Consider the following 14,752-nt stretch of genomic DNA (forward strand, 5'->3'; position numbering starts at 1 on the left):
AATATATCTCATGAATTTCAAACAATTAACGGTCTTTTCATTACTCGCTTCGGCAATTACCTTGCCAGTATCAACGAAAGCTCAAACCCCAGTCATTAATATCAAAGCCACACAGCCCGTTGCTGAAATTCAGCCTACCATGTGGGGAGTATTTTTTGAAGATATTAACATGGGTGCTGATGGTGGTATCTATGCAGAATTAGTTAAAAACCGCTCTTTTGAATTTTCTAAGCCTTGGATGGGTTGGAAAATTGAACGCAAAAAGGCAGAAGAAGGCGATATTATCATTCAGAATCGCCAAGGTAATACTGTTAATCCAAGATTTATCAGTGTAAAAGCGAATAACATTACTAAAGGAGAACTAGGAATTACCAACGAAGGCTTCAAAGGAATGGGGATTAAAAAGGGTCTAAGATATGATTTTTCAGTACTGTATCGTCATCAAAAAGGTTCAGTAAAATTCCACTTGGAATTACTTGATTCAAAAGGTAATATTATCGGCGGAACAACCCTTGTTCCTACTGGTAACGGACATGAGTGGAAAAAAGAAGCCATCAGTTTCAGTGCAACAGAAACTGAAGCAAAAGGAAAATTTAGAATTTGGTTTGAAGGAAATGGCGAAATTGACCTTGATATGGTTTCATTATTTCCAGAAGATACTTGGAAAAAAAGACCAGGCGGAATGCGTGCTGATATGATTCAATTATTGGCAGATATGAAACCAGGCTTTATTCGTTTTCCGGGTGGCTGTATTGTAGAAGGTATAGATTTAGCCAACCGTTATCAATGGAAAAAAACACTTGGTCCAGTTGAAGAACGTCAGTTAATTATTAACCGTTGGAACGTAGAATTTGCACATCGCCCAGCACCAGACTATTTTCAAACCTTTGGTTTAGGCTTTTTTGAATATTTCCAATTGGCAGAAGACATTGGTGCTGAACCGCTTCCAATCTTAAATTGCGGAATGGCTTGTCAATTCAATACCGCTGAAGTTGTGCCTGTCAATGAACTAGATTCGTATGTGCAAGATGCCCTAGATTTGATTGAATTTGCCAATGCCGAACCCAATACTAAATGGGGTAAAGTACGTGCAGACATGGGTCATCCAGCACCTTTTGATTTGAAATTCTTAGGAATTGGTAATGAAAACTGGGGTCCACAATATGTAGAACGTTTAAAAGTGTTTACGAAGGCTATCAAAGCAAAATATCCTAATATCAAATTGGTAAACAGTTCAGGTACTGATCCTAACGGAGATAGATTTGATTATTTGAACAAAGAATTACGTGCAATGAATGCTGATATTATTGACGAACATTATTACCGTACTCCAGACTGGTTCTTAAAAAATGCTGGTCGTTATGATTCATACGACCGCAATGCTTCCAAAGTATTTGCAGGTGAATATGCTGCTCAAAGTGATAAAACTGTTAGTGTAAAAAATGTAAACAACTGGAAATGTGCATTGTCTGAAGCTGCTTTCATGACAGGTTTAGAACGTAATGCACAAGTAGTTAACATGGCATCGTATGCACCACTTTTTGCTCATGCTGAAGGCTGGCAATGGACACCCGATATGATTTGGGTAGATAACCTTCGTTCGTATGGTACTCCAAACTATCATGTACAAAAATTGTATTCTACTAATAAAGGTACCCATGTATTGACTACTACCGAAGCTGGAAAACCATTGATTGGACAAGGTGATTTATATGCTTCAGGTATTTTGGACAAAGCTACCAACGAAGTAATTTTAAAAGTAGCTAACATTTCAGACAAAGAACAAGTACGTGAAATAAATTTGGAAGGCATTAAAAAATTCGATGCAAAAGCTAAATTGATTGTCTTGAAAAATGCTAATCCAGAAGCCTTAAATACTTTTGAAAATGCAACAAACATCAGTCCAGTAGAAGAGACTATCACCCTAAATCCAAAGAAAAAAATCTCTTTGACTTTAGCACCAAATTCATTTACAGTACTAAGAATTAAATTATTATAATAAAATAGCCATTAAAATCGTCTTGTCGAGTAGATTATCCATCAAAAATCTATCCGATAAGGCGATTTTTTTTGAACTTTACAATCATTAAATTCTGTAAAGAGTTTTATTGATTTAGTTTATATATTACTCATCAAACCATCTTTCCTTACAATGAACCTAAAATTATCATTACAAGTATTCCTTCTTTTATTGCTTTCTTTTGGTGCTTTTTCACAAAAAGTATTCAGTCCAAATCGTCAAATTGTTGTTGATTTCTCCATCAAAAATCAGCAAGCAAAGTATTCAGTAACCTTCCAAGGCAAAACTGTTTTAGCATCTTCCAGTTTAGGACTTATTCGTGAAGACGGAGATTTCACAAAAGGGCTTGCATTATTGGGATCAAGTAAACCGACTTTGGTAAAAGACCAATACACAATTCGTACAACCAAAAAAAGTAATATTACCTATACAGCTAACCGTCAGATTTTTAAATTGAAAAATGCACAAGGCAAAAAGCTTGACATTATTTTTCAAGTTTCAAACGATGGTGTAGCTTTTAGATATTTCTTCCCTGAGAATTCAACGGATATTAAAAAAATTAGTGAAGAAATTACTTCTTTTAAATTTCCAGCAGCGACAAAAGCTTGGCTTCAACCCATGAGTGATGCCCAAACAGGTTGGGAACATTGCCATCCTTCTTATGAAGAGTTTTATCAGAAAAACATTTTAGCTGGCATTATTTCTCCTATCAAAGCAGGTTGGGTGTATCCTGCACTTTTTCAAAGTAATGGCACTTGGGTTTTGTTGACAGAAGCTGGTTTAGATGGCACTTATTGTGCTACACGTTTAAGAGCAGAATCGCCCAATAATGAATATAAAATCGGCTTTCCGCAAACACCAGAAGTATTTACAGGCGGTGAACTTAATCCGCAATCTACTTTACCTTGGCTTTCGCCGTGGAGAGTAATTGCTTTGGGTTCATTGAAAACCATCACAGAATCTACTTTAGGAACAGATTTAGCTAAACCTGCTGTTAAAATGGATACTTCATTTATCCAAACTGGAAAAGCTTCCTGGAGTTGGATTATTAAAAAAGATGAATCGGTCAACTTTGAAACAACGAAGGATTATATCGACTTTGCCGCTAAAATGCACTGGGAATATTGTTTGATTGATGCCGATTGGGATACTAGAATTGGCTATGATAAAACAAAATGGTTGGCAGATTATGCTAAAACCAAAAATGTAAAGTTGTTACTTTGGTATAATTCAGCAGGAGAATGGAATACCGTGAAGTATCATCCTAAAGGTTTGTTATTGACACACGAAGGCAGAGTTAAAGAATTCAACAAAATCAAAGAAATGGGTATTGCTGGGGTAAAAATTGATTTCTTTGGTGGCGATGGACAATCAATGATTAAGTATTATTTGGATATTTTGGAAGATGCAGCAAAAGCAAAACTTTTAGTGAATTTTCATGGAGCAACTTTACCAAGAGGCTGGCATAGAACTTATCCGAATTTAATAACTGCTGAAGCAGTAAAAGGTTTTGAAATGGTTACTTTCGACCAAGCTGCTGCCGACGAACAGCCTGCCCATTGTACCACTTTGCCTTTTACTCGTAATGCTTTCGACCCTATGGATTTTACGCCGATGAATTTATATAAAGTACCAAATATTAAAAGACGTACCACTTCAGCTTTTGAATTAGCTTTATCGGTTGTGTTTATTTCTGGTATTCAACATTTTGCGGAAGCACCAGAAGGCATGACACATGTACCTGAATTCGCTCAAAAATTCTTGCAAACCTTACCAAGTACTTGGGATGAAACTCGTTTTATTGATGGTTTTCCGGGTAAATTATTTGTCGTTGCTCGAAAGTCAGGGAATAAATGGTATGTAGCTGGCATCAATGGCGAAGGTATTGCTAAAGATTTGAGCCTTGATTTATCTTTCTTGAAAAACAAAAAAGCACAATTGATTACAGATGATGAACAAGTACTCTTGAAAGAATCTCCAATGAACATTTCAAATAATCAAACAAAAATCTCCTTAAAAGCCAACGGTGGTTTTGTAGCAGTTTTTGAATAGCTTTTTGCCCATAAAGTTTTATTTATCAAGACTTTATGGGCTTTATTTTTCCCAAAAAATATGAAACACATCATTTTTGCTTTATTTTCTTTACTCTTCAGTTACAGCATCGAAGCACAAACGGGAGAAATTGAATCTCACGACCCTTCCACGATACAAAAAGATGGAAATTATTATTGGATTTTTTCAACGGGTCACGGTATCAAAGCTACTTATTCAAGTGATTTAGAAAACTGGAAAGTATCGCCACAAACGGTTTACAAAAAGGATTCTTTCCCAACTTGGATTAAAGAATATGTTCCTAAATTTCAAGGACATTTTTGGGCTCCTGACTGTATTTTCATGAACGGAAAATATTATTTGTATTACTCTTGTTCATCTTTTGGCGTAACGCAATCTGTAATTGGTTTAGCCACAAACGAAACACTTGACCCAAATTCGCCAAAATACAAATGGACGGATTTAGGAATGGTGATAGCATCCAAAGAAAGAAAAGATTTTAATGCTATTGACCCAAGTATTTTAAAAGATAAACAAGGTAAAATTTGGATGACTTACGGTTCTTTTTTTGGAGGAATTGCTGCGGTAGAATTAGATTCTATTTCAGGAAAAATCAAAACAGGAGAAAGTATCAAGAAAGTCGCTGGAGGCAGAGAATCGGATTGGGAAGCATCTTGCTTGATTCAAGAAGGCGAATATTATTACCTCTTTGTGAATAATGGTTTATGTTGCAAAGGATTAAACAGTACTTATTATATCGTTTGTGGGCGTTCTAAAAATCCATTAGGACCTTTTCTAGACCAAACTGGTAAAGATTTGAATGCTGGTGGAGGAACGGTTATTCTAAGAACAGAAGGTAAATTCCAAGGACCAGGACATGTAGGTTTACTGAGAGAAAAAGGTAAAAATATTGTTTCCATTCATTATTATGATGCAGAAGACCAAGGAAAATCTAAAATCAATTTAGTAGAAATGGGCTTTAAAAAAGGCTGGCCTTATTTTAAGAGGAAGTAATAAATAAATTAGCTTTGACAATTTTTGAAAAGTTCTCAAAGCTAAAAGAGGGAATCATTTTTTGATTCCCTCTACTGTTTTAACATCAATAATTTTAGCTGATTTATTTCCCCAAGAATTTGAAATATAATTCATCACATCTGCGATTTCTTCATTTTCTAATCCCGGTTCAGGCATCATGCCATTATACTTTACACCTTTTACTTCAATCGAATCTTTTAATCCAAATTTGATAGCTTTAATGGCCTTTTCGGGGGTTTTTATCAAATAATCTGAACCAGCCAAAGGTGGATTCAATTTTTCGACACCCTCTCCTTTTCCCATGTGGCAAACGATGCAATTATTGAGATAAATTTCTTTGCCACGTGCAATACTCTCTGCTAATTCATCTTCATTCTGACGCCAAAATGGAGAAAGAAATAACATCGAAGCAATCAGTAAAATAATTTTCATTTTTCTTTAGGGGATTTTGGCTGTCAGATATTGGTCATCAGATTTCGGTCGTCGGATTTCAGCAGTCGAATGTAGGTCATCAATATTCAGCTTTATATTATCAGATTTTTTTGTAAGCTTTTAGCCATCAACAGTTCGCTTTAAATGATAAAACCGACTGCTGATGACCGAAGACCGATAGCCATTTGCTAAAATCTATTTCTCTGGACTAATTTTCACGATTGAACCTGTGCTTTCAATAGCTACATAAATGTTTCCATCTGGTCCTTCTTTGATGTCTCTTACTCTACCTATATTTTCAAAAATCGTTTCTTGACTTACGACTTTATTGTTTTTAATTACACAACGTTTGATATAATTAAACTTCAATGAACCAATCAATAAATTACCTTTCCAATCTGGGAATTTCTTGCTTGTCACGAAAGTCATTCCACATGGAGCAATAGATGGTCTGTAATAAGTAACAGGCTGTTCCATCCCAGCACGTGCGGTATCTGGACTGATAACAGAATTATCATAGCCAATTCCGAAAGTAATAGCTGGCCAGCCATAATTTGCACCTTTTTTCAAAATATTTACTTCATCCCCGCCTTGTGGACCATGTTCATGTTCCCACAAGTCACCAGTTGTTGGGTTAATCACAAAACCCTGTGGATTTCTATGACCATAAGAATAGATTTCAGGTCTCGCACCGTCTTTTCCTACAAATGGGTTATCTTTTGGCACAGTACCATCATCATGCAAACGAACCACTTTTCCTTGGAAAGTTGTAAGTTTTTGTGCTTCATCTTGTTGCCCTCTTTCTCCTACTGTTAAGTATAAAAATCCAGCTCTATCAAAAGCAATTCTTCCACCATAATGGTGATTTGTAGTAACATTTGGAGTAGCCTTGAAAACTACTTTTTGTTCTGTTAATGAATTTCCAACCAATTTAGCACGCATCAAAGCAGTATTCGAGCCTTTACCTGTTTCTCCTTCTGCCGCTGGCGAAGAATAAGTAAAGTAAATCCAGCCATTTTTAGCATAATTTGGATGAAGTTTAATATCTAAAAGTCCACCTTGTCCTTTAGAAACAATCGGAGGAAGCCCTTGAATAGGTTCTGCTACAAGTTTTCCTTCATGAATTAATCTTAATTGACCAGTTCTTTCAGTAACTAACATATCTCCATTTGGCAAAAAGGCAATTCCCCAAGGCACATTCAAGCCTGTAACAACCGTTTCTACTTTTAAACCTTCTGTGCTAGATTTGGCTACTTTTTTAGAAACAGGAGTGTCCTTGTTGATATGTACATTGCTTAACGCATCTGTAGATATTAAAAGACCAGCCAATAAGGGAAGGACTCCAATAGAGAAAATTTGTTTTTTCATTGTTGAGTTTATTTTCTTTGTTTGTGATAAAGTTAATGAAAAACACATTTTCGGCTGTACTGATTTCTATGTATTTAATTACTTAAACACTGGTTTCAGCATATTGAACAGACGAGTTTAATTTATCTGTAATAGCTTTAATTCTTAATTCCGAACGTTTTACTTCTGCTCTTAAATTCTGTTTTTCAGTCACAAGTTTGTTAATCAACGCATCATTCTTTTCAATTTTTTTTGTAGCAGCTTTTATCTCATTCTGAATCTTCTGAATTTCAGAAAGTTCTCTATTCATTAAACGTTGCTTAATTGAGTTTGTGCGTTTTTTGATTTGCTTGTTTCGTTGTTTTTCAAGAAAATCTTCTGAACTAAAATAAGCCTTCTTTTCGGCATTGATTCGCCCAATACCTTCTTTTCTTACTTTTAAAGCAATTTCAGGATTTACTTTTAATCCTAAAGAACGCATCTTTTTATAGACGACTCCGTATCTAAAACCTAGATGTTCGCAAATTTCAGGAAGAGGTTTTGTATAATGATGCTCTTTGAGATAATTGATGGCTTCTTCCGACCATTTTGTAACGCCTTCCCTACCCGATGGAACACCTTTTCTACTTGCTTGACGTACTTTTCTGAGTTCTTCTCCAACAGTAAGTTTAAACCTTTTGAGTTGCCCTCTTACTGATTCCCAGCTTCTACCAAGTTTGTCTGAGATTTCTCTAGATGTTAAATGTTGAAAGTTTTCTTTTAAGAAATTAATTTCCTCCTCAGTCCACTTTGATGTAATTCTTTTTGGGGGTTCTGGTGCTACTTCGCTTCTTAATACCACTCCATCCTTGACGTAGTTGATGATTCTTAATTTGTTTTTCTTTGCCATTTTTAGTGTTTCTTACTGAATTTCAATACAGTTTTATGTATTAGGGATAACAACGAAAAAATGTTTTGAGGAGCCTCAAAACATTCAGTATTATGTTTAGCAAAGGGTTTTTGTTTAACAAACTTCGCACTTTATTCTTAAAAAAGCAATAAGTCTTGTATGGTAACTTCGATTTTCCTTAAAATAAAAAATAGCTCCAAAATTGGAGCTATTAAGAACGATTCTTTTTATATAAAATTATAAAATAGTATTATATTTTTTGTTCAGCCATCTGAATATCAGGAATTGAAGTGTCGTCTAAGCCTACACGACCTCTTTCTTTTCTAACAATTCTTGAATATAAACCTACTTCTTGACTGAATAAAAATGTGAAAAATAATTTCACAAACGAAGTATGATATTTCAAATCATCATAAAATTCAGGAGCAGCAGCTTTCAATTTTGGCAAATTATTCCAAGGTACTGAAGGCATATCGTGGTGTTCGTTGTGGTAACCTACATTCATGTTGATTAAATTCAAACCACCATAATAACTATAAGTTTCTTGGTCTTTATCTAATACTAAGTAATGTTCTTGAATCCATCTTGCACCAAGTGGATGTAACCCTACAGAGAACATAAAGCTTGCGCCCATATATCCTAATGCTGACCATCCCCAGAAATACCAAATTACAGCATCAAAGGCAATCTGAGCGATGATATTCATCATTACCCAACGGTCAATTACTGCTAATTCTAAACAACGAAGTGTACGAATTACTTGGAAAATAGGAAATAACAATAACCAAACGGCTTTACCGATAAAATAGTTATTGATAAGTTTAGCTTCCCAATAATCTGGTAAATCGGCATCTAACTCATGAACTCCCTGAAAAGCATGGTGCTTCAAATGGTAATTTTTGAAAGAAATAGCTGTTGGCACTAAAGAAGGAAAATTAGCGATGATACCAGCGTAAACATTCCAAGAAGGCTTTTTGAAAACAAGGTTATGTGAAGCCTCATGAATACAAATAAACAAAGTATGTGAAGGGAAAGCGCCAATACACCAAGCTGCTGCCAAAATAATGTACCATGCTTGGTCTTTCACCAAATAAGTCATCAGGATTTGAAGTGACACACAAGCCAAAATCCAAACCATCGTCATCGGATTTTTAGTGATTAACTTCTTAACCTCTGGGTGAGCCTTTAAAATCTGCCTTGTACGCAAGCGGTGAGGTTCAGAACCTGTAACATGAGTAAAATCTTGTTGATACGCCATTTAATGTTAATTTAATTCGTTATTGAAATTACTGTTTAAATTCTATTTAAAAATCTTTCAAATATACTGCGAACCAAACGTTTTATCAATTTGTTTCACAATATTTACACTTATTCGCCTGGATGATATGTTTTTTCTGCATTTTTCAAGACATCTTCTTTATAAAAAAGGACATCTTTGAATTTTCCTTTTGTGTACATCAACAATTGGTCATTAAAATGTTTAGAAGATGGGTCACCACTTTCGCCACCTGCTAAAAGCGATTTTGCTTTAATTTTCTTTCCAAATTCAACCGCACAAATAAAACTGTTTCCTCCTACTCCGTATCTTTTGTTCGTTCCTTGATAATATCGACTATTATAAGAAGGCAAAGAGCCCCATAAAGCAGAAGCAAAACCTACTGGAACACTTGGTTCGTTGTCGTTATACTTGGCTTGCAAATCTCCATTTAATCGTTGAAAACGATTGATTTCTCCCCAAGCGACTTCCCAAGAACCAAACTTTTTAGTCAAATCATTTACTACTGTCACCAAAGGTGGCATCAATTGAGCAACCGTAGCATTTGCAGCAAACCTTTTCGTATTCTCTACTTGATCTGTTTCTCCTTGGTCAATATACAATCTTTGAATGACAGGACTTAGTTTTTGAGCCCACTCAACCGCTAAAGTAGTAGCGACAGAATGTTCAGACGAATGATAATCCCATTTTTTCAATACTTCAATCGGTGCTTTTAATTGATTATAAAGTGAATCGTTGGGTTTTACTTCATGTTCAAATGTTTTTATCAAAGCAGGAATCAATATTTCAAAAGCTGATAAATAAGTATCGTAGCCCGCTTCAATTACTTTATCAATCGTGTATTTTTTCTCACGGTCTAATACTCTTACAGCATTTACTCCTCTAAAGTTTTCGCCATCTGGTGCCATATAAGGTGGATAATTTTCTCTTTTCGGGCTATTCACTCCTGCTACCGAAAAAGGCGTTGAGTTACAATTTTGTAACCAACCATTCACTGGATTATACAAATGAACGGTTTCATCAACGGCATGTAAACCTTTCCATTCTGTTGCCGCAATTGAACCGTCAACTGGTTTTGCCCAATTGTATTGATTATCCCTTTTCGGGATATAATTGCCATGCCAGTAAGCAATATTCCCTTTATTATCTGCAAAAACTGTATTGTTTGAAGTATTCGCCTTCAAAGCCATTACTTGCTTGTATTCTTCAAAACCTTTGGCTTTGGTTCGTTTCCAACTCTGAATCAAGCTAATAATTGAACGGTTGTAAGACTTTAAACTCAACCATTTGTCATCTCTTTTCGCCATGATTGGTCCGTGATGCGTAAAGTAAGTCGTAAATGTTTTTTGCTTTAATTCATTTCCTGATTGATAACTAATCGTAATTTTCTTTTCTGTTACGGGCTTCAAAGCTCCTTCATATTCATAAAAATACTTTTCACCTTTTTTGATAATTTTCTCTGTATAAACATCTGCAACATCTACATTGCTAGAAGTGTGCATCCAACCACAGTAAGGATTAAAACCCTGATAAACAAACATTTGCCCCCAAGTAACCGCTCCGTAAGCATTTAATCCTTCTTCACTAACTACTTGTACTTCTGGTCTAAAGTAAAAAGTAACGTGTGGATTTATGTACAAAATGGCATTGCCCGAAGCCGTAATTTTCGGAGAAAAAGCAAAACCATTTGAGCCCGTTTGATGGTCTGAAAGCTTTGGAACAGCCACAGCCGACACTAAATTGCCTGAATAAAAATTCTTTAAATCGGCAATACTTAAATCTGCCGTACTGATGGCACCAATACTTCCATCCGTCCATAATAAAGGATACCAAGGTTGAAAACGATTCAACATCGCTGGTTTTACAGCAGGATGCGTGTGCAAATAATAATTTATTCCATCCGCATAAGCATTCAATAATTTCTTTAACCAAGGTGCTGCTTTTTGATAATCAGCTTTGGCTTCCGTTGTATCAATCAACAAACGAATTTGTAAATCATTATATAATTCAGATTCACCTTTTAGCTCAGAAATTCGTCCTAATTTTTCAATATAATTCATTTCTACCCGCTTGAAATCGTCTTCGCATTGCGCATAAAGTAAACCAAAAACAGCATCTGCATCAGATTTACCATAAATATGCGGAATACCCCAATTGTCCCGAATGATATTTACTCGTTGAGCCTGTTGCTTAAAACGATTGATTTCAGCACTAGAAAATTTTTGAGCGAAAATAGAGAAAGGAAGAAAAAGCAGTAAAATAACTTTTTTCATATTTGATTTTATTGAATGATGAAGTTTTCTGTATAAACAAACATACAAAATTCATGGAAATTTCTGCCAATTCTTGCTTTAAACTTTATCTCTTTCTGCCTTAATAAATGAATTCTTTCCGAAAATTGGGGAAATAGTGAGGCTTTATCAATGATTTTTCTAAAGGGTTTTTAGTGATATATATTATTGAAAATAATGATTGAGGCGATAATTTTCCCTGTAAGCATTCTTTTAAACAATAATAAAAATTATCAATTCGTACAATTTTAGGCATTAAGCATTAAATTTGATGATACCGTCAAACCAATCGTTAGCTTTTAATGTCGAATTCATATCAATTTCTTAAAAAAATCATTCTAAGAACGCCCACGCTTCGATTTGCAGATGATATTTCTGAAGATTTTCTTAAAACATTACTCAACCATCCGCCTTTCTTAGAAGCACTTTATTTGGCATCCCCGGTACTTTTCAATGAAGCGCAACTTTGGAAAGATGGTAATATTACTGATGTCAAAAAAGCTCAAAAAATAGTTTTTTCGCTCAGTAAATATTATTCCAGAATGTGTAATCGATGTACTCCTTTTGGACTTTTTGCAGGTTGTTCGGTGATTGAATGGAGTGATGAAACGGCTTTGACTATCGCTTCAGAAAAAAAGAGAAGTACTCGTTTAGACATGCACTATGCTGGTGCTTTAGCACAAAGTTTATCAGAAATTCCTCTTATCAAAAGTCATTTATTGTATTTTCCAAACTCAAGTATTTATCAAATTGGTCAAGAAATTCGCTATGTAGAATATAAATATGTTGATGGAAAAAGAACACATCAAATTTCTGCTTTTGAATGGTCTGAATACATTGCTTTGGTGTTAGATGCTTGTAAAAAAGGAGCAAAAATGTCGGAAATTGCACCACTTTTGATAGACGATGATATTTCGGAAGAAGACGCTTTGGGTTTTATCGAACAGTTAATTGATGCTCAACTCTTAATTAATGAATTAGAACCAGCCATTACTGGTGAAGGTTTAACCCAACAAATCATTAAAGTACTTCAAAAAAACAATGTCGATGAACATTATCTTGAAACTTTACAAAGCATTGAAAATCAATTAAAAGCAATTGATAACAAGCAAACGAATGACATAAGTGCTTATCAAGAAATCACATCGCTTATCAAGAAAATTGGCGTTCCTTTTGAAGAAGGAAAGTTGTTTCAAACAGATTTGGTCAATCTATTTCAAGAGAACAAACTTTCGGCTGTTTATCAAGAAGTACTAAGTGAAATTGCTGAGCTTTTGATTCAAGTAAGTGAAAAAAGAGAGAATCCAACGCAAAGTGATTTTATCAAGAAGTTTTATGAACGTTACGAAAACCAAGAAATTCCTTTACTCATAGTAATGGATACTGAAACAGGCATTGGTTATGGACAATCTGGCAAAAGTAATTTTACACCCATTGCCAATGGTTTTGAATTAAATCAAGAAGAAAAAGAGGAACTTTCCGTTAAGCTAAATCCTTTTCAGCAATATCTGTTCAGAAAATACTTGAATGCACTTAAAGAAAATGCTTTACAAGTAAATTTGGAAGAAGGTGATTTAAAACCTTTTCTGAAAAAAAAACAAAGAATGCCAAGTTCTACTTCGATGATTTTTAGATTGACTGGCGATGAGCAATTACCAATTTATCTGGAAAAATTTGGAGGTACAAGTGCAGTAAATTTATTAGGAAGATTCGCTCATACCGACGAAGCAATTTTGGATATTATTCAAGAAATTACTGAAAAAGAACAAGCATTAAATCCAGAAGTTGTCTTTGCTGAAATTGTACATTTACCCGAAAATAGAATTGGTAACATTTTACTTCATCCTGCTTTCTGGACTTATGAAATTCCATACTTAGCCAAATCGTCTTTACCAGAAAATCAGCAAATTTTACTGGAAGATTTATTGGTTTCTGTGGATATTAGTCAACAAAAAATCAGGTTAAAATCAAAAAGATTAAACAAAGAAGTAATTCCGAGGCTTAGTAATGCTCATAATTATTCAATGAATGCTTTGCCTATTTATCATTTTTTATGTGATTTACAAAGTGCTAATCTAGTCGTTTCTTTTGATACTGGCTGGAAAAAAGCGACATTAAATACGAAATTTTCACCTCGACTTACTTATAAAAATATCATTCTTGAAGCTGCTACTTGGCAATTTAAAAAAGAAGATTTTGAACATTTACTCATCAATTCATCTGAAAATTTATTAGCCATTTTCCATGAATTTAGCACAAAGTGGCAATTGCCAAAACGATTTGTATTAGTTGATTTTGACAATGAATTGTTGGTCAATGCTGAAAATTTATTGAGTATTCAGACTTGGCTTGATACCATCAAGAATCGTGAAAAGATTGAGCTAAAGGAATTTTTATTTATACCCAACAATGGGCATGTCGTTGACGAATCTGGAGCACTTTTTGCAAATCAATTTATTGCTTCATTAGTCAACAAAAAAACTGTTTTTGAGAAAATTCAACTTCAAAAACCTCTGATTGATGAAACACAACGTACTTTTTCTTTGGGTTCAGAATGGCTTTATCTTAAAATTTATTCAGGCGTAAAAGCTGCAGACGATATTTTAGCACAAAATATCAAGCCTTTGGTTGAGCAATTTCTGGAAAAACAATTGATTGACAAATGGTTTTTTATTCGATATACCGATCCTGATAATCATATTCGTTTACGACTTCATTTTACAGATTTAAAGCATTTGGGAGAAGTAATTCTTAGTCTGAAAGAAACTTTAGCCGTTTTAGAAAAAGAAGGAATTATCTGGAAAATTCAATATGATACTTACCAAAGAGAAATAGAAAGATATGGTTCTGATGTCATGATTTTAACAGAAAATATCTTTTTTCACGATAGCGAAGCCATCGTAAATCTATTAACACAAACTTGGGGCGATGAAAGAGAGCAAATTCGTTGGCAATTTGCGATGAAACTAATTGATATTTATTTGGATGATTTTGGGCTTTCTATCAACCAAAAGCTAGATTTGATGAACTTAGCAAAAGACAATTTTGCCCAAGAATTCAACGTAGATAAACCGATGAAACTACAAATGGACAAGCGTTTTAGAGAATATCGGAAAAAGATAGAAAGTATTTTATCGTCTGAAGCAAGTGAGGAATATGTGGCATTTTTTGAGTCAATTCAACATAAAAGCGAGCAAATCAAAGAAAATATTGCTCAGATAAAAGTATTAAAATCAGACAATACGCTCAAAAAATACTTATCCGATACCATTCACATGACGGTCAATCGTGTAATTGCTGACAATCAGCGTTTTCATGAATTAATTATTTATGATTTTATGTATCGCTATTACCAAGCCGAATTAGCCAAATTAAAAAAGAATGTGATTAAGATAAATTTGAGTTAAATT

General features: G+C 34.4%; 9 protein-coding genes. 4 read left to right on the top strand and 5 right to left on the bottom strand.

The genetic code is table 11. The annotated features are described in order from the left end of the window. The first annotated feature begins 10 nt into the window (after window positions 1-10). The 3 genes from ABID42_RS19010 to ABID42_RS19020 all read left to right on the top strand — a co-directional run bounded on the left by ABID42_RS19010 (window position 11) and on the right by ABID42_RS19020 (window position 5,086). Entirely contained in the window at window positions 11-1,999 is a 1,989-nt protein-coding gene (locus tag ABID42_RS19010; RefSeq protein ID WP_367285013.1) for an alpha-L-arabinofuranosidase family protein, read from the top strand. A gap of 153 nt (window positions 2,000-2,152) precedes the next feature. Then, complete coding sequence (locus ABID42_RS19015; RefSeq protein WP_367285014.1) at window positions 2,153-4,072, top strand: glycoside hydrolase family 97 protein; 1,920 nt, start codon at window positions 2,153-2,155, stop codon at window positions 4,070-4,072. 60 nt (window positions 4,073-4,132) lie between these two features. Further along, on the top strand, window positions 4,133-5,086 hold the full coding sequence (locus ABID42_RS19020; RefSeq protein ID WP_367285015.1) for an arabinan endo-1,5-alpha-L-arabinosidase: 954 nt from the start codon (window positions 4,133-4,135) through the stop codon (window positions 5,084-5,086). Window positions 5,087-5,140: 54 nt separating this feature from the next. Here ABID42_RS19020 and ABID42_RS19025 read toward each other — a convergent pair whose 3' ends face one another. The 5 genes from ABID42_RS19025 to ABID42_RS19045 all read right to left on the bottom strand — a co-directional run bounded on the left by ABID42_RS19025 (window position 5,141) and on the right by ABID42_RS19045 (window position 11,324). Then, entirely contained in the window at window positions 5,141-5,539 is a 399-nt protein-coding gene (locus ABID42_RS19025; protein ID WP_367285016.1) for a c-type cytochrome, read from the bottom strand. Between the two features lie 195 nt (window positions 5,540-5,734). Further along, window positions 5,735-6,907 (bottom strand): PQQ-dependent sugar dehydrogenase, encoded by a 1,173-nt coding sequence (locus tag ABID42_RS19030; protein WP_367285017.1) that lies wholly within the window; start codon window positions 6,905-6,907, stop codon window positions 5,735-5,737. 82 nt (window positions 6,908-6,989) lie between these two features. After that, on the bottom strand, window positions 6,990-7,775 hold the full coding sequence (locus ABID42_RS19035; RefSeq protein ID WP_367285018.1) for a coiled-coil domain-containing protein: 786 nt from the start codon (window positions 7,773-7,775) through the stop codon (window positions 6,990-6,992). Window positions 7,776-8,025: 250 nt separating this feature from the next. Then, a complete protein-coding gene (locus tag ABID42_RS19040; protein ID WP_367285019.1) occupies window positions 8,026-9,033 on the bottom strand; it encodes a fatty acid desaturase in 1,008 nt (335 codons plus the stop codon). 110 nt (window positions 9,034-9,143) lie between these two features. Then, window positions 9,144-11,324, bottom strand: coding sequence for a penicillin acylase family protein (locus ABID42_RS19045; RefSeq protein WP_367285020.1), 2,181 nt, complete (start codon window positions 11,322-11,324; stop codon window positions 9,144-9,146). Window positions 11,325-11,644: 320 nt separating this feature from the next. On the opposite strand from ABID42_RS19045, the gene ABID42_RS19050 reads away from it, so the two are divergent. Continuing rightward, the gene (locus tag ABID42_RS19050) at window positions 11,645-14,749 is read left to right on the top strand and encodes a lantibiotic dehydratase (RefSeq protein WP_367285021.1); all 3,105 of its coding nucleotides are present in this window, start codon (window positions 11,645-11,647) and stop codon (window positions 14,747-14,749) included. The last annotated feature ends 3 nt before the right edge of the window (window positions 14,750-14,752 follow it).

The sequence above is a fragment of the Arcicella rosea genome, from assembly GCF_040543805.1.
Lineage (GTDB): Bacteria > Bacteroidota > Bacteroidia > Cytophagales > Spirosomataceae > Arcicella > Arcicella rosea.